This is a genomic window from Fodinibius salsisoli, from assembly GCF_026229185.1.
Lineage (GTDB): Bacteria > Bacteroidota > Rhodothermia > Balneolales > Balneolaceae > Fodinibius > Fodinibius salsisoli.
On sequence record NZ_JAGGJA010000004.1, the window covers coordinates 211,465 to 227,025 of the forward strand.

A 15,561-nucleotide genomic window follows, 5' to 3' on the forward strand; every position below is an offset into this window, starting at 1 on the left:
ATCAGTCTTGCTTTAAAAGAATGAATTGTGGGTAGGCTGGACGACCTAGTTCAGCAGTACGACGGTCTGCAGGTTGGTGATAAGCAGATCTTCGATAAGAGGAGGGATAAAAGAGGCCAGCTGAAAAACCCGCGAGCGGGGCAGTATCTCGATACTGGTTGTAGCAATGTCTTCCAGGAAGGCGAATATTTTGCTTTGATCAAAGCGGGTGACCTGCTGTTCTTTAGAACAGATAACGGATAGCGCCACATCACTGTGATGGTCCCCAGAGGCATCAAAGGTGGGATTCTTATGCTGATGTGCTTCGGCGTGAACCACTTCTTCGGAAGGAATGGAAAAGAGACTTCCGGCTTCGGATTCGATGTTCACTTCTCCGTTGTCTTCGAAGCACAACACCAGTGCGTCGGCAAAGCCGTGGATACTTAAAACATGCAGACCGAACAGCAATAGCAACAGAACGGTGATTTGTTCGGTGCATTTTTTATGAGTTGTCCGAAATGCCTGCATTAGCTTTGGTAGATTCAAGAATTAAATCCAAATATAGGCAATTTGAGGAATATAGAAAATGAGGATTATTACTCGTTACTTTTGAAAGTGCAATAACAATTACCTTTTTACAATCCCATTTTTTTGTACCACCCCTACTCTACAAAGACTAGGAAAGTTGGAATCCCTAAAAGCCACGAGCTGAGTAAATTATCACTGCACTTACTTATGCTAAGCTTGGTCCGCCATGAGGTTCCTCAAACAGGCAACGATGTTGAAACTTCGGCTGATTAGTGGAGGCTACGTCATTGAATAATGTTTAGGTTTAACTGTGAAGCAGGAATATTATTTGTTAAAACAGAAGAATAGCGAGATTTATGTATCCAACCGTTTATAAAAATACAGATGATCCCGGAACTCATCCTGGTGATGATACGCATCCGGGATACGTCCGCCTTCTTCAAACCCAAAATGTTCCAGCAGCCTGATGCTGGGCGCATTTTTGGTTAGCAAAATAGCGACTAAAATTCGGTAGTTTTGATTAGTGCTAAAAGCGACGGCTTGCTTCATCAGTTGGGTGGCAATGCCACGGTTCTGGTGATTATAATCCACATAATAGCTGACTTCCACGACTTCATTGAGAGCCTGTCGTCCGGGACGATAAGCCGATACTGAAAGCCAGCCTGCCACTTCATCCTCTTCCAGGTAAACAAATACCGGGTAGCACTCTTCGGGATGTCGGGAAAACCATTCGTGCCGATAATTTATATCTACCGGCTGGCTGTGAGCCGTTCGAAATCCGTCACGTACCGCCTGATTATAAATACGGTTGATTGACTCCAATTGAGAAGGCTGCGCAAGCGAAATCATGCTCTTATCTTATCCCGGGGAAAATCTTAGGCAGCTTATTGATTTACCTTGGAGTGCTTCTTGCCGGTGTTGCTTTCCAGTCGTTTTTCGCAGGCTTCTACATCTTGGCAGGTACCAAAAAAGTGTAAGGAATGGCCTGTAATATTGAAGTCATGCATTTTGCCCATCATCGTTTTGATCTCCTGGATGCGAGGGTCACAGAATTCCAATACGGTGCCGCATTTTTTGCAAATGATGTGGTCGTGCTGCTGGTAGGCATAAGCACGTTCATAATAATACTGATTCTTACCGAATTGCTGGCGCTGCACAAGTCCACATTCAACCAGCAGGTCGAGTGTATTATAAACCGTTGCGCGCGAAACACGGGTACCGCCGTCTTTCATGTTAAAGAAGATGTCATCAGCGTCGAAATGACCATCAGCACTGTAAATTTCTTCCAGCACCATAAACCGTTCCGGCGTTTGGCGTTGATTGTGTTCTTTCAGGTAGGAGCTGAAAATCTCCTTAACCAAATCAATTGTTTCTTCCGTTGCTGGATGTGCCATACATAAATTTTTCTTTTAATATAAGGAATTGCAACAGCTAAAAAAACTAACTCTGCAAGTTGATTACAACCGAAAAAAGGCTGAAGTGCTGAATTTTCCATTCATAATGTTATATTCGGGTTTAGGGTTCCTTTTTTGAGATTATTTAGGGACGATATCAAGAATATTAACCAATGTATCCATATGCCTACAGTTGTAGCTTTTGAAACACTTACGGATTTATTTCTAAACCTATCTAAGAAATACGCCAACACAGATAAGGTTGCCTTTGCCCGTAAGCCTTCGAATGGGAAACCGTATGAAGAAATTCGCTGGGATGAGGTTTATGATGACGTCCAAACAATGGCTGCTTATTTGATTAAGCATGGCGTAGAAGCCGGGGATCGGGTGGCCTTGCTGAGCGAAAACCGCTATGAATGGTCTATCGTTGATTTGGCCTTACAGCTTATTGGCGGGGTGAATGTCTCTCTTTACACTTCGTTGCCTGCTAAGCAATGTGAATACATCCTACAGAATTCCGGGGCTAAGCTTTTCTTTGTATCAACCGGCATACAGCTTAAGAAGGCCCAGAAAGTGTTTGATAACTGTGAGGAACTCAAGCAGGTTATCGCCTTCGACGAACCCAATGTAGAACGCTATCTGGATGATCCGTACGTCACTCTTTTTGAAAAAGTGATGGCAGAAGGGCTGAAACTGGTTCCGGAATTAGAAGAAGAAATTCAGCGACGAAGTCAGGTCGTGGCGCCTGAAGATCTGGCTACGCTTGTTTATACATCGGGCACAACGGGTAAGCCGAAAGGAGCCATGCTGACTCACCGTAATATTGTGAGTAATGTTAAGGCCGCCCATCAGATGATAGATATTTATGATGAAGATCGGTGCCTTTCCTTTTTGCCTCTGTGCCACTCATTTGAACGGACGGCCGGATACTATGCAATGATGGCCGGTGGAGCGGAGATTTATTATGCGGAAAGTGTAGATACGGTGGCCAAGAATATGACCGAAGCACGACCAACCATCCTGATTAGTGTTCCCCGACTATTTGAAAAGATTTATAACTTGGTGACCAAAAGTATTGATGAGGGAACCGCGATTAAACAGAAAATTTTTGAATGGGCACAGTCAGTAGGACAAAAATACGCCGCCGGACAACGTGGGTTAGTCTCTTTGCAAAAAAAGCTGGCTGATAAACTGGTCTTTGATAAACTGAAAGAGCGAACCGGCGGACGTATTCGATTTTTTGTATCGGGTGGGGCCGCTTTGCCTCCCAAAATTGGTGAGTTTTTTATGGGCGCAGGGCTCAACATCCTGGAAGGGTATGGATTGACGGAAACCTCACCCGTAATGTGCTGTAACACGCTGGGTGATGAACGCATGGGGACCGTTGGTAAGGTGCTGCCCGGGGTAACGGTTGCCATCCAGCGGCTGGAAGACAGCCAGGTGATTGGGGAGTTGAGTGGCGAAGATTATCCCTCGGATTTTAACTCCGAGCAGGGAGAGATTCTCTGTAAAGGTCCCAATGTGATGAAGGGATACTGGAAAAATGATGAGGCCACGGCCGAAATGATTGATTCAGAGGGATACCTGCATACCGGGGATGTGGGCCGGTTTAACAGGGGAAATTTGCAGATTACGGATCGCATCAAGCATATGATCGTCAATGCCGGCGGAAAGAATATTTACCCGGGCCCGATAGAAGATCTGTTTAAGACCAGCAAATGGATCGATCAGCTGGTGGTCGTGGGTGAGCGACAGGCTTATATGGCAGCGCTGGTGGTACCAGATTTTGAAGTTCTTGAAGCGCATGCCGAGGTCAAAGACATTGAATATTTGTCGATGGAGGAACTGATTGGGAAAGAAGAAATCCAAAATATCTACCGGCGCGAAATAAGAAGCTATGCCCATGAGCTGGCCTCCCACGAGAAGATTCGCGATTTCCGTCTGGTACCTAATGAGTTTACGGTGGAGACGGGTGAACTGACCCCCACGCTGAAGGTCAAACGGCGCATCATTGAGGAAAAGTATGGCTATTTAATTGATGATATCTTTGAAACTGACTAATCCGGAAATACATAGATTACGATAATTCCGTCACCGTATGTCATATCAGGTTTTCTACTGGATTCACATCATTTCTTATATTTCTTGGCTGCTTGCCTTTGCTCTAAGCATTGCGCTGGCTGCTAAAGTAAGAGGATCCAGAATGTTTGCAGAACAAAAAAGGTATATGCACTTAGAAAGATTAACCACCAATGTTGGAGCTCATCTGGGAGCCCTCGGTATTTTAATAAGCGGCAGCGCCATGGCCTCAATTTCCAGCGGACCGCAATGGGGCTGGCTGCCTTTTCAGCTCTATCCGTGGTTGGCTCTCAAGCAGATTATATTTGCTGCCATTTTAGTATTAGTTTTCTTTTCAATCCGGAGAAGCCGAATAGTAAAGCGGTTGCTAAAGCAAGAAGAAGTGGAAAAGGAATCGACGATGAACCAATGGTCTGCTGCCTACCGTATATCACTGTTGGTATATCTTTTTGTTCTTATCAACACCTTTCTGGGATTAGTAAAGCCCTATCTTTTAGGTTGATAATTGAAAAAGATAGAATGTGCTAATTTATGTAGCCAATACTCGTTCCAACTTTTCCATAAACGTAGATACACGACGCCGATTAACCCCAAGATCGCTGTATCCTTCACGACTGGCACTCTTTATGTGGAGCAGCGTTTGATGGTTATCAGCAGCAGGAGTGAGTTGGATAGTATAGTCATCCCGAAACAAAAATACTTTAAAGGTGGCTTCAATCCGATAATGGTCCCGATCAATAGAGATTGTTTCAGGTTTCATTTGTTCTACCACAGAAAGGCAGCTCTCAAAGGTATAATCTATAGAAGCCGGTGTAGACCGGCTGTAGCGGATACAGTTGGGCGAGTCGGGGCAGGGCGGCAACGGGTTATTCGATAGATCGAGGCTCTCTAAATCGGATGACTCCGATCCAAAGCGTGACAAGAGTGACCGGAAAGAAAAGTTTTTCAATGATTAGGGATTTGAGGGTAAAAAGTTAAAGCAATCTTCTATACAATCAGCGATGCGTAAGGATTGCTCATGGTTAGCGTTGATAAAACCCTCATTCATAGCTTGTTCAATAAATTCGATAAGTTGATTGTAATAGCCATCTATGTTAAAGAGGATAACGGGTTTGTCATGCAAGCCGTGCTGGGCCCAGGTAATAATTTCCATGAGTTCTTCCAGGGTTCCATATCCACCGGGAAGGGTAATAAAGGCGTCTGCGAGTTCAGCCATAAGGGCTTTACGCTCATGGAGGGTACTGGTGATGTGTCGCTTGGTCAATAGAGGATGCGCATGATCTTTATCATCAAGAAGAGTGGGAATGACGCCCTGAACTTCTCCACCGCGAGAAAGAGCCCCATCGGCTATTTCATTCATGAGTCCAACCGACCCACCACCATAGACTACACCAAAGTTATGGGAGGCCAGCTCTTGACCCAACATTTTGGCTTGCTTGGCGTAAGCAGGGTTGTCTCCTTTACTGGATCCACAGTAAACGCAGACGCGCTTGGATGGTCCCATCGTTATACCTTGGCGGTGCCTGCCATACGGTTCACAACAAGCTCTAACTTTTCAATCAGGTAGTCGATATCTGCGGGCGTATTATCTTTACCCATGCTGATGCGAATGCTGGAATTGGCCACTTCAGTATCGAGGCCGATATTATTTAGTACATGTGATGGCTCAACGGTTCCTGAGGTACATGCTGAACCGTTGGACACACAGATACCTTCCACATCGAGGTTGAGGAGTAGCATCTCGCCATCAAGTCCGCCTTCAGTGCCGGTAAAGGCAAGGTTCAGGATATGGGGCACGCCTTGCTCAGGGTCGCCATTGATGCAATAGTTATCTCCAAAAGTCTCATCCAGGCCACGGATCAGCTGCTTACGTAGTTTCTTAAAATGTCGGGTATGTTCTTCCATATCAGTCAGAGAAAGTTCAAGTGCTTTGGCGAGTCCAATAATACCCGGCACGTTCAGTGTCCCGCCCCGGCGACGTCGTTCCTGGGAACCGCCATGCATCCACGGCAGCCAAGGCGTACCGTGACGCATATAGAGCACACCAATGCCTTTGGGGCCGTAAATCTTGTGACCACTCATGCTTAGAAAGTCCAGGCCGAGGGTATCCACATCCACCGGAATTTTGCCAATACTTTGTACGGTATCGGAATGGAAGGGGATACCATGCTCTTTGCAAACTTCCGCAATTTCACTGAGCGGATTAATCGTGCCAATCTCATTATTCACGTGCATGAGCGAAACCATGGCTGTATTCTCGGTGATAGCATCGGCAACGTTCTCCGCGCGGATAATACCCTTGGCATCAGGCTCTGCATACACTGGTTTGATTCCCTTTCTTTTGAGTGCCTCTGCCGAGTGAAGTACCGCATGATGCTCCAATGGCGAAGTGATGACTTCCGTTTTGCCCGTTGCATTAACCACGCCCTTGATAGCCGTATTGTCACTCTCGGTGCCCCCGCTGGTAAAAATAATTTCGGCGGGCTCGGCGCCAATAGCCTCTGCAATGGTCTCTCGTGCTTCTTCTACCGCTACTTTGGCATTATTACCAATCTGATGGGCTGAATTGGGATTGCCAAAATGTTCGGTCAGGTAAGGGGTCATCGCTTCCAATACGCGCTGGTCTACCGGCGTAGTGGCAGCGTGGTCGAAATAAACGGTTTTCATCTTCGAGTTTTAATTATTAGAAATTACCCCAGTAAGATATCGAAATTTGGATAGAAAAACAGGTAGGTACTTCCTGTAAAATGAAGACTCATAAGAATGTGAAAGACAGAAAAGTTATGGCTCAACTTTTTTAGGCTACTTGCTTCAGTAAAGATAATTATGCATGTTAGCATCGGCTTTAAGAATCTATAGCCCTCTCTTTACGGTCGATAGATTCGTTCTTTTTAACAACTTCAAGTTTCTGATAGCATGTCGCTCGAGTCGGATATTCTTAATTCTGGTTACAAAACAATGGCTGTTTCGTGCATCATTGAATACAAAAATAAGATATTGCTTTTGCGGAGGAATAAAGAGCCACATGATAAATTATACTGCCCTGTAGGTGGAAAGGTAGAAGCTTTTGAAAGTCCCAAAGAGGCTGTAATGAGAGAAGTAGAAGAAGAGACCGGACTGAAAGTTAAAGATCCAAACCTTGCAGGGATTATGGTGGAGACTTCACCTACAAAATTTAACTGGATCAGCTTTATCTATTATCATAAGCTACCGCAGAAGGTTACACTCCAACGGATGGATACAGTAGAAGGGCATCTGGAATGGGTGCCTTGGGCGGGTATCGCTGATCTTCCTGTGCCGGAAACCGATCCTCCCATTTATAAAAAAGTGCGAGAACAGAAACCGTTTGTATACAATGTAGAGTATGATATGTCTGGCTCTCTTACTTCAATGTCTAATGAGATTAACGATACCTGATGGTTTTTTAAAGCCTTCTATTACTCAGAGCTCCAGGAAGACCGTTCCCTGTGAAAATGTTCTGGCCGTTCCTCCAATATAAACGCGATCTTCCCGATATTCACAAAACAGGATGCCGTGTCGCTCGGAAAGTTGATATGCGTTTAGGCTCTTCTTATCCAACTTGTTGGCCCAATAGGGAATTAGCGAACAGTGGGCGGAACCGGTCACCGGGTCTTCAAAAATAGGAGACTGGGGCGTGAAGTATCGGGATACGAAATCAGCTTTCTGTCCTGGAGCGGTTACTGCAATTCCACCGGGATCCAGATTGATGGCTTCTAAGGCGCGCTTATCCGGAGATAACTTCCTGATCTGTTCCTCATCTTCATAAATCAACACATAATCTCTGCTTTTAAACACGTCTACCGGCGGTATATTGAGACTTTGACTGATAATATCTGGCAAAGACGACGTGCTTGGCATCCGTGAGGGGAAATCAAGATAGTATCGTCCGTCCCCATGCAATACCTGTAACGGTCCGCTATTGGATTGTAACCGAATGGTGCTCCTATTGTAATCCAGATGATGCCACAACACATGCGCTGAGGCCAGCGTCGCATGTCCACACAGATCCATTTCTATGCGGGGCGTAAACCACTTGATGGCTTGGGGTTCAGCCCCATCAAACAGAACAAAGGCGGTCTCGGGCAGAGCATTTTCGGATGCGATCTGTTGCATCGATCCGCTTGGAATATTTTCTTGCAGCAGACAAACCGCAGCCGGATTGCCACCAAATTGTTGGTCGGTGAATGCATCAACGACAAATTGTTGAATCTCCATGATACTATTTTTTCGAATTTGAATTAAATTTGGATGGTTTTATTCTTCTTCAGATAAAAATGCTTCGCCCAGCACGTCTTCGCCTATAGCCACTGAGGTTTCAATCAGCTTGATCAGATCTTTCTGTTTGGTACGATGGTTGGTTATGCTGACCCTAATAACATATTGCCCCTCCAGAAAAGTATAGGTTGGAGCAGCCACGCCGGACTCATGGAGGCGCATCAACAGCTCTTTGTTGAGCCGGTTGAGGTTAAAGCCATCCAGCTGCCCCGGATTAAACCGGTAGCAAACAATATTCATCGGGATGCCGGCCATGAGCTCCAGGTTCGGATTTTCTTTGACCAGTGATCCCAAGTATGACGCCTGGGTTATATTTTGGGTGATGAGTTTGCGATACTTTTCAATTCCATGTTCTTTCAGCGACATCCAGACCTTCAGTGCTTTAAAGCCCCGGGACAACTCCATCCCGAAGTGTGAAAAGGTTTCGGGACCCGCTGCAAGTCCCCGGTCATGAGCTGTCAGATAATCAGCCTCCGTTGTAAAGGCTGCCCGGTGTATTTCAGCATTGCGGACCAACACACAGCCCACTTCATACGGCATGTACATCCACTTGTGCAGATCAAAGGCGATGCTGTCGGCCTGTTCCAAGGACCGCAGTTTGTCTTCGTAAGCCGGAACCATTTTAGCCAGGGCACCGAAGGCACCATCCACATGGAACCAGAGGTCAAACTCCCGAGCGATGGTAAGAAGCTCATCCATCGGATCGATGGCGCCAGTGTTCACCGTCCCCGCATTGCCAATAATGCAAAAGGGCGTATAGCCCTCCTGTTGATCCCGGATAATCTGCTCTTTCAGGGCATCCGTTTTCATTTGATACCGCTCGTCAACCGGAATTTCCCGCAGTTGGTTATGTCCAAGACCGATAACTTCCATTGCTTTGACAATACAGTTGTGGGTCTCGCTACTGCAGTAAGCCGTAAGTTTGCCATCCGTTGCATCCACTCCACCAGCTTTGATGGCATCTGAAGCGGTATTGCGTGCCACAAGCAGTGCCGTAATATTGGCCATACTCGCGCCACTGAGCAGTATACCACTGGAATCGGAAGGATAACCCAGCAGCTGTTTGCACCAGTCCAGCACCTGCCTTTCAACATACATGGCGCTGTGTTCGCCAATTCCCACATTGGGATTCATAACGCTGGCCAGCAGTTCTGACAGGGCTCCCAGAGCCGTACCGTTCCCTTCTACCCATCCGAAAAAACGGGGATGAATATTTCCTTTGGGATAGGGAAAAATATTCTTTTTGAATTCTTGGTAGACCGCATTGGGATCGCTTGGCCCTTGAGGCATAGCCTGCTTTAAATTTTCTTTTACGTCGGCTGGCACTCCCTTCCAAACCGGCTGGTCATCGAGATCTTTAAGATAATCAACCATATCTTCGATGATTTGATGTCCCAGCTCCCGGATGGTATTCCAGTCCTGGGGATCTAGGTCTATCTCTTGTTCTGTAGTCGTTTTAGTTTTTTCCATTGTAAAACTGGTTGTTTTAATCACAAATTAGCTTTCGCTTGTTTCTTGACTGAATATGACGGATCTTCTGAAAAGAAAACAGATTCAGATTTTAGAAATATGACCATATCAGATAGCAATGGCAGACTCTCTGAAAAATACCAGTGACGATCTTTTTCTGTACGAACATATTGCCCGAACCATCGAAAAAAGCATCCAAAAAGGGGCTTTACAAGTAGGCGATAAACTGGATTCGGTACGAATGTTGAGCCAGAAAATGGATGTCAGTATGAGCACAGTCTACAATGCCTACTACGAGCTGGAGGCCAAGGGACTTATTGAGTCCAGGCCGCGCTCCGGATATTACGTAAAATTTATTCCGAATCATGAGCTCCGGGCTCCGGACTTCCGGAACCATACGGTGGATGTGCAGGAAATCACCAACCGTGAAATCATAGATGAAGTGATTCAGCAATCCATTACGGACGATTATCTCGAACTGTCAACAGCCGTTCCGGCACCAGAGTTGCTCCCTCTGAAAAAGATTAAACGAAGCATACAGGCGGCCTATAGGAATGATCCGGAGAACGGCATCCGCTACGAACATCACCGCGGAAATCCCGGGCTGCGAAGGCTGATCAGTAAACAGGCCATCAGCTGGAATCGTACCTTTCACGAAGATGATATAATCGTCACGGCTGGATGTATGGAAGCGTTGTCAGTGAGCCTCCGGGCGGTTACCAGTCCGGGTGATACGGTTGTCATTGAGAGTCCCACATATTACGGCCTGTTCCAGCTTCTGGACAGCATGAATCTAAATGTGATTGAAATTCCTGGCCGCCCTGACGAAGGTATCAATCCGGACAGGCTGGCAGAGGTACTCAAAGAAAACGAGGTACAGGCTGTGGTGTTAATTCCCAATTTCAATAATCCACTGGGCAGCTGCATACCCGACGAAGCCAAGCAGCAAATTGTGGACTTGGTGGCTCAGCATGAAATTCCTCTCATCGAAGATGATATTTATGGCGAGCTGTTTTATGGGGACCATCGCCCGAAGACCTGCAAGACGTACGACGAGGAAGGCTGGGTTATTTACTGCTCCTCCTTTTCTAAAACCCTGGCACCGGGCTATCGCATCGGATGGTGTATCCCCGGCAGGTTTAATAAGGATGTGTACTATCAAAAGTATATTAACAGCGTATCAGGCCCTACGATTACGCAAAAAACCATTGCTCATTTTCTGGAAAACGGTCGCTACGACCTGCACCTAAAACGACTCCGCAAAGCCTTGCATATTCAATGCCTCAAATATTCTAAAGCAATAACTGATTCCTTTCCGGACAGTACGCGCATCACCCAGCCCAAAGGTGGCTTTGTACTTTGGATAGAACTGGATGAACATATCAACGCAGTTGAGCTTTACAGGAAGGCGATGAAGCAGCATATCAGCATATCACCGGGACACATTTTCTCCACCGGGGATCGATATCAGCATTTTATCCGGATTAGTTTTGGGAAACCCTATAGTGAAAATGTAGATCAAGGGTTGAAAGAATTGGGAAATTTAATCAAAACTCTTTAGTTCTAAGGTGTACATAGCTCAGAATGAAGAAGGAAGGGGATAAAAATATCAGGAAGATTTTAAGTGTAATCCCATGAAGACTTTTATACATACGCCGGCAAATAACCTGAAAGATAGCTTATACTTTTATAGGAAACTGAATTTTACGGTTCTTTCGGAAGAAAGTCCCACTATCGTTTCTGATGGAACTCTCTGTATAGAAATTAGTACTGATCATTTTGCCCGGAGGGGTATCAAATTGGTTAGCCAAAGCTGGGAGCAAACTATCAACAAGCTAAAGGAAGTAACGACCATCAAAAAAACTGATAGTGGTTACCTGCTTTCTGATGTCAGTGGCACGTGGATATATTTGGTAGAGGAGGCCAACGAACTGAATGTTGAGCTGCCAAACTCAAAGTCAGCCCTGGGAAATAATATGGGAATCAGCATAGAGACGATAGACATTAAAAAATCTACAGAAATTTGGATGACCTTGGGCTTTAGTCGTAGTTCAGAAGAGTGGCCCTCATTTACCAATGAAGATGGAGTGACCGTTACATTTTATGAGCCAAACAGCTGCCCGCACTTATTTTTCAATCCTTCGCTTACCTATTTTAATGGGGATGAAAACCTGCAGATAATCGAATATATCAGGAGTCAGCAAATTCCTATTACCGAAGAGATCACCTACTTCAATGAACAGGGAATTGTCGATAATATCGTGCTCCGCGATCCCGGTGGGTTGGGATTCTTTCTTTTCAATGATTAGTCCCCCGCTAATGAGCCCAAAAATTTCTTTCTTCGAGGGTAAGAGTTGGTTTAAATTGGCAGAATAAAGGCAACAAAATTTTAATTTTGATTATCCATTGATCAATGTACATTGCAACCGTATTTTGAGGCAAATTTTAATGAAATTAGTGTAGAATCATGGATAAGATGACGCTCAAAGATGTAGAAGTAGAAGGCAAAAAAGTATTGATGCGGGTGGACTTCAATGTGCCGATTGAAGATGGCAAAATTGGAGATGATAACCGTATTGTGCAGGCCTTGCCATCCATCAAAAATGTAATAGAACGCGGAGGCAAATTGATTTTGATGAGCCACCTCGGGCGTCCCGGTGGATCAGTGGATGAATCTCTGAGCTTGCGTCCGGTAGCAGAGCATCTGCAAACACTGGTTGATACGAATGTACATTTTGCTGCTGATTGTATTGGCGAGGAGGCCACATCGATTATTGAGCAAGCTGAAGAAGGAGAAATTGTACTGCTGGAAAATGTGCGGTTCCATGAAGGCGAAAAAGCCAATGATGCAGAATTTTGTAAGCAGTTAGCGGCACATGGGGATCTTTTCTGTAACGATGCGTTCGGAAGCAGTCACCGTGCCCATTCATCCGTAGCTGGCGTTACACGCTTTCTTCAACCGGCGGTTTCTGGCTTCCTGCTCGAAAAGGAGATTAAGTACTTAAATAATTCTGTAAATAATCCCAAGCGCCCGTTTGTAGCTATATTGGGAGGAGCCAAAGTATCCGATAAAATTGGCGTTATCGAAAATCTGTTGAGTAAAGTTGATACTATTATCGTTGGCGGTGGAATGACCTACACCTTCTATAAAGCAAAAGGATTACCCATCGGTGATTCGCTGGTAGAAGAAGAAAAAGTGGATCTGGCCTCCGAACTTCTTGAGAAGGCTGACGAGCAAGGCATTAAATTTATGCTTCCGGTTGACTCGGTGGTAGCCAAAGAATTTAAGAATGATGCCGAGCAGAAAGTAGTGGATGAAGACGGCATCGAAGATGGCTGGCTGGCCCTGGATATTGGTCCACAGTCGGCTATTGCGTTTGGCAATATTATCAAGAATGCGAAAACAGTGGTCTGGAATGGACCGATGGGCGTTTTTGAGATGGAAAACTTTGCCCACGGCACCAACGCTGTGGCCGAATCGCTGGCTGAAGCAACGGAACTGGGGGCTACGACTATCATTGGTGGAGGAGACTCGGCCGCAGCCATCAAGCAGGCAGGACTTGAAAGCGAGGTTTCCCACGTTTCCACGGGAGGCGGAGCCAGCCTGATGTTCCTGGAAGGTAAAGATCTGCCCGGCGTTGTAGCCCTGTCGGATAAATAATAGCTTGGTAAATGTCGTTAAGCATTATTACTCCCCTGGACATGAAAGTGTGCAGGGGAGTTTTTAATTTTGTCACTGTTACCTTTAAAGTAGACTTATAAGATATTGATGTTCGTTTTGGCTTGATCCAAAACGAACCAAAAGAGTCAAGACTAAAAATTCCTTGGCGACCACTCACAGTAGCTGTGTTGCACAATTTTGATGGTCCATTTTCATTATATAGATGTGATTGAAGATTTATACGGGTAACAAAATTGTGCGTTCACACATCTATCAGCTCGTTTTTCTCTCCAAGGAATTTAAGGTCAAGGCTTGAACAGGCACTGTCATTACCCCGCACCGCCGGCCGCGCCTCCGCCAGCTACCCCGGCCGAAGCTCCAGTGGCACCCACAGCTCCGCTCGATACAGAACCAGGAAAAGAGGTCGCCCCGGAAGCCGTTAAACTGCTGAAAGCCCGGGCAAAATTTGAGCTTGAATGAATGCTATTTGGATATATTACAAACCAAATAAAAGCAGAAGAGGGATCCTCATTCCGGGAGATCATCGTTTTGATTTCTTTTTCCGAGAGTCCAAAAGCAACAGAATAAATGGCATGTTTGTCCAGTAAATCACTGCCTATAGAGTACCTTTCAGCATTTTTGAGTCCTGCTTTATATGCTTTCCAGCGTTTATACGTAGCTTCGCCTTCAGGAGTACGCCGGATGATTCCTGCAGATCCCGCCATGAGGCCGAGGGTTATAAGGATGGGAACCACTCCAATGGCCCCGGCCCAAATAGTGGCAATGACACTGCCTATCAGCAGAAGCACTTGAACGGCGATATTGGCATAGACGCCTTTGTAACTTTGGGCGTCATACCATTCTTGTGCTTCGCAGTAGTCATTGAGCTGGGTCTTCCAGTCGGAGAACCACTTGGATGCCTGGTATGAACTTCTGGAAAACAGTTGGTCAATTTGTTGATTGCCTTTCGCTATTTGTTCTTTAACAAAATTCTTTAGGTTGGCCTCCCATTCGGTTAGTTCATCTGAAGGTGTAGCATCAGTTTCCTTGACTTCAAACTGCTGTTCTTCACTGCCAAACCAACCCTTTTCTGGTTCTTTTTCTTCGATAACGAAATACTTTCGCCTGGCCAAATCAAGCAGGGTAGCCATCAGGTGGAGGCTGGAAATGGTTTTGCCCTGTAAAAGCCAGCCTGCCACTGCCGGTTCCAAGCGACCGGGAACCATAATAGTTTCCGTTGCTGATATGTGATTTGCAGAGTGTCGCTTGCCAAATTTTCGGTAGAAAAACAGGAAAAAACCGATGCTAAGCAGGGAAGTAATGATCATCAGCTGCCTGCCATAATGGGCAAAACGTGCATCCTTTCTTTGCTGCTCTGCCAATGCCTGTTGATGCTCTTTTTCATCCTCCCGGGCAGAAACAAGCGTATAATCTGGGTCGGTCACGGAGACCAGCTGTTGATCAAAAACACTTCGGGGAAAAATAGCACGAATTTTTACCGACTCCTCTTCATCCAGGTTGGCTGCGGTTAGCTGATATCCTTCTGTACTGTTAATGAGCGATATTTTCGATTGTGGACCACGAGTCCAGCTGAAGATCGAGTCCGTACCAACGGACTGGGGAAGTTGAAGTTGGATGTCCAGCGAATCCGTATCCTTCTCCCGATTGGAACTGATGTAATTCCAGAAAAATTCCGACCACTCGGGACCTATGACAATGGCTCCTTCCAGCGTGTAGGAAATGGAAAACGTTCGTTGCTCATCATCGGCATTATAAAACCACTGTACCCGTATTTCTTCATCGCTACGTTGAACCCGGAATGTCCCCGGCTTTTCGCTGTTGCTATTAGTATAAGGTTGATGTTCTTCAGCTACCCGGATATTGCCAATGGAAGAATAACCCTCTAATGGCAAACGATAGTCTGCCCAGGAGAACGAATCCTCAAATTCATATGTACGGTATTCCGTTATTTGGATAGAGCCATCCGACTGGATGGAAACTTCTACCCGGATGCTGGGAATTTCGTACGATTTTGCCAGTCCGCCCTGGGGTAGTGAAAAAGTGATTGCCAATACGAGGATTAATAAGCCTTTCAAATGATGTTTCATGAACGTTCTATATTGATTCTTGATCATGAGTGATGTTACTTAATAG

Annotated in this window: 15 protein-coding genes; 6 read left to right on the forward strand and 9 right to left on the reverse strand. The window is 45.7% G+C overall.

Features of this window, described 5'->3' with window-relative positions:
- Positions 1-45: 45 nt before the first annotated feature.
- From J6I44_RS07440 to J6I44_RS07450, 3 genes are all read right to left on the reverse strand, one after another.
- Complete coding sequence (locus J6I44_RS07440) at positions 46-507, reverse strand: hypothetical protein (RefSeq protein WP_265765415.1); 462 nt, start codon at positions 505-507, stop codon at positions 46-48.
- Between the two features lie 354 nt (positions 508-861).
- A complete protein-coding gene (locus J6I44_RS07445) occupies positions 862-1,356 on the reverse strand; it encodes a GNAT family N-acetyltransferase (RefSeq protein WP_265765416.1) in 495 nt (164 codons plus the stop codon).
- Between the two features lie 35 nt (positions 1,357-1,391).
- Complete coding sequence (locus tag J6I44_RS07450) at positions 1,392-1,901, reverse strand: Fur family transcriptional regulator (RefSeq protein WP_265765417.1); 510 nt, start codon at positions 1,899-1,901, stop codon at positions 1,392-1,394.
- 183 nt (positions 1,902-2,084) lie between these two features.
- Between J6I44_RS07450 and J6I44_RS07455 the strand changes: the two genes are divergently transcribed.
- Together J6I44_RS07455 and J6I44_RS07460 are read left to right on the forward strand one after the other, a co-directional pair.
- Positions 2,085-3,962: an AMP-dependent synthetase/ligase gene (locus J6I44_RS07455; RefSeq protein WP_265765418.1), complete on the forward strand. Its 1,878-nt coding sequence runs from the start codon at positions 2,085-2,087 to the stop codon at positions 3,960-3,962.
- A 166-nt stretch (positions 3,963-4,128) separates the two neighbouring features.
- Positions 4,129-4,482, forward strand: coding sequence for a hypothetical protein (locus J6I44_RS07460; protein ID WP_265765419.1), 354 nt, complete (start codon positions 4,129-4,131; stop codon positions 4,480-4,482).
- Between the two features lie 27 nt (positions 4,483-4,509).
- Here J6I44_RS07460 and J6I44_RS07465 read toward each other — a convergent pair whose 3' ends face one another.
- From J6I44_RS07465 to J6I44_RS07475, 3 genes are read right to left on the reverse strand one after another with little or no spacing between them, the layout of a single operon-like run.
- Positions 4,510-4,929 carry a DUF1499 domain-containing protein gene (locus tag J6I44_RS07465; protein WP_265765420.1) on the reverse strand — a complete coding sequence of 140 codons (420 nt, stop codon included), beginning with the start codon at positions 4,927-4,929 and terminating at the stop codon, positions 4,510-4,512.
- A gap of 3 nt (positions 4,930-4,932) precedes the next feature.
- Positions 4,933-5,484 carry an LOG family protein gene (locus J6I44_RS07470; RefSeq protein WP_265765421.1) on the reverse strand — a complete coding sequence of 184 codons (552 nt, stop codon included), beginning with the start codon at positions 5,482-5,484 and terminating at the stop codon, positions 4,933-4,935.
- 2 nt (positions 5,485-5,486) lie between these two features.
- The gene (locus J6I44_RS07475) at positions 5,487-6,647 is read right to left on the reverse strand and encodes a cysteine desulfurase family protein (protein WP_265765422.1); all 1,161 of its coding nucleotides are present in this window, start codon (positions 6,645-6,647) and stop codon (positions 5,487-5,489) included.
- A 249-nt stretch (positions 6,648-6,896) separates the two neighbouring features.
- Here J6I44_RS07475 and J6I44_RS07480 point away from each other — a divergent pair, with 249 nt between their 5' ends.
- A complete protein-coding gene (locus J6I44_RS07480; protein ID WP_265765423.1) occupies positions 6,897-7,397 on the forward strand; it encodes an NUDIX hydrolase in 501 nt (166 codons plus the stop codon).
- Positions 7,398-7,421: 24 nt separating this feature from the next.
- On the opposite strand, the gene J6I44_RS07485 is transcribed toward J6I44_RS07480, so the two are convergent.
- Together J6I44_RS07485 and J6I44_RS07490 are read right to left on the reverse strand one after the other, a co-directional pair.
- Positions 7,422-8,216: a PhzF family phenazine biosynthesis protein gene (locus J6I44_RS07485; RefSeq protein WP_265765424.1), complete on the reverse strand. Its 795-nt coding sequence runs from the start codon at positions 8,214-8,216 to the stop codon at positions 7,422-7,424.
- A gap of 39 nt (positions 8,217-8,255) precedes the next feature.
- A complete protein-coding gene (locus J6I44_RS07490; RefSeq protein ID WP_265765425.1) occupies positions 8,256-9,746 on the reverse strand; it encodes a pyridoxal phosphate-dependent decarboxylase family protein in 1,491 nt (496 codons plus the stop codon).
- Between the two features lie 118 nt (positions 9,747-9,864).
- Between J6I44_RS07490 and J6I44_RS07495 the strand changes: the two genes are divergently transcribed.
- From J6I44_RS07495 to J6I44_RS07505, 3 genes are all read left to right on the forward strand, one after another.
- On the forward strand, positions 9,865-11,307 hold the full coding sequence (locus J6I44_RS07495) for an aminotransferase-like domain-containing protein (RefSeq protein WP_265765426.1): 1,443 nt from the start codon (positions 9,865-9,867) through the stop codon (positions 11,305-11,307).
- A gap of 73 nt (positions 11,308-11,380) precedes the next feature.
- Positions 11,381-12,055: a hypothetical protein gene (locus tag J6I44_RS07500; RefSeq protein WP_265765427.1), complete on the forward strand. Its 675-nt coding sequence runs from the start codon at positions 11,381-11,383 to the stop codon at positions 12,053-12,055.
- 158 nt (positions 12,056-12,213) lie between these two features.
- Positions 12,214-13,407 carry a phosphoglycerate kinase gene (locus J6I44_RS07505; RefSeq protein ID WP_265765428.1) on the forward strand — a complete coding sequence of 398 codons (1,194 nt, stop codon included), beginning with the start codon at positions 12,214-12,216 and terminating at the stop codon, positions 13,405-13,407.
- A 329-nt stretch (positions 13,408-13,736) separates the two neighbouring features.
- Here the strand turns inward: J6I44_RS07505 and J6I44_RS07510 are convergent, their stop codons facing one another.
- Positions 13,737-15,515: a DUF2207 domain-containing protein gene (locus J6I44_RS07510; RefSeq protein WP_265765429.1), complete on the reverse strand. Its 1,779-nt coding sequence runs from the start codon at positions 15,513-15,515 to the stop codon at positions 13,737-13,739.
- Between the last annotated feature and the right edge of the window lie 46 nt (positions 15,516-15,561).

Excerpts from the sequence above, each read along its gene's own strand:
- J6I44_RS07440 (WP_265765415.1), bottom strand. The coding sequence starts at position 507 with ATGCAGGCATTTCGGACAACTCATAAAAAATGCACCGAACAAATCACC.
- J6I44_RS07445 (WP_265765416.1), bottom strand. The coding sequence starts at position 1,356 with ATGATTTCGCTTGCGCAGCCTTCTCAATTGGAGTCAATCAACCGTATT.
- J6I44_RS07450 (WP_265765417.1), bottom strand. The coding sequence starts at position 1,901 with ATGGCACATCCAGCAACGGAAGAAACAATTGATTTGGTTAAGGAGATT.
- J6I44_RS07455 (WP_265765418.1), top strand. The coding sequence starts at position 2,085 with ATGCCTACAGTTGTAGCTTTTGAAACACTTACGGATTTATTTCTAAAC.
- J6I44_RS07460 (WP_265765419.1), top strand. The coding sequence starts at position 4,129 with ATGCACTTAGAAAGATTAACCACCAATGTTGGAGCTCATCTGGGAGCC.
- J6I44_RS07470 (WP_265765421.1), bottom strand. The coding sequence starts at position 5,484 with ATGGGACCATCCAAGCGCGTCTGCGTTTACTGTGGATCCAGTAAAGGA.
- J6I44_RS07475 (WP_265765422.1), bottom strand. The coding sequence starts at position 6,647 with ATGAAAACCGTTTATTTCGACCACGCTGCCACTACGCCGGTAGACCAG.
- J6I44_RS07480 (WP_265765423.1), top strand. The coding sequence starts at position 6,897 with ATGTCGCTCGAGTCGGATATTCTTAATTCTGGTTACAAAACAATGGCT.
- J6I44_RS07485 (WP_265765424.1), bottom strand. The coding sequence starts at position 8,216 with ATGGAGATTCAACAATTTGTCGTTGATGCATTCACCGACCAACAATTT.
- J6I44_RS07490 (WP_265765425.1), bottom strand. The coding sequence starts at position 9,746 with ATGGAAAAAACTAAAACGACTACAGAACAAGAGATAGACCTAGATCCC.
- J6I44_RS07495 (WP_265765426.1), top strand. The coding sequence starts at position 9,865 with ATGGCAGACTCTCTGAAAAATACCAGTGACGATCTTTTTCTGTACGAA.
- J6I44_RS07500 (WP_265765427.1), top strand. The coding sequence starts at position 11,381 with ATGAAGACTTTTATACATACGCCGGCAAATAACCTGAAAGATAGCTTA.
- J6I44_RS07505 (WP_265765428.1), top strand. The coding sequence starts at position 12,214 with ATGGATAAGATGACGCTCAAAGATGTAGAAGTAGAAGGCAAAAAAGTA.
- J6I44_RS07510 (WP_265765429.1), bottom strand. The coding sequence starts at position 15,515 with ATGAAACATCATTTGAAAGGCTTATTAATCCTCGTATTGGCAATCACT.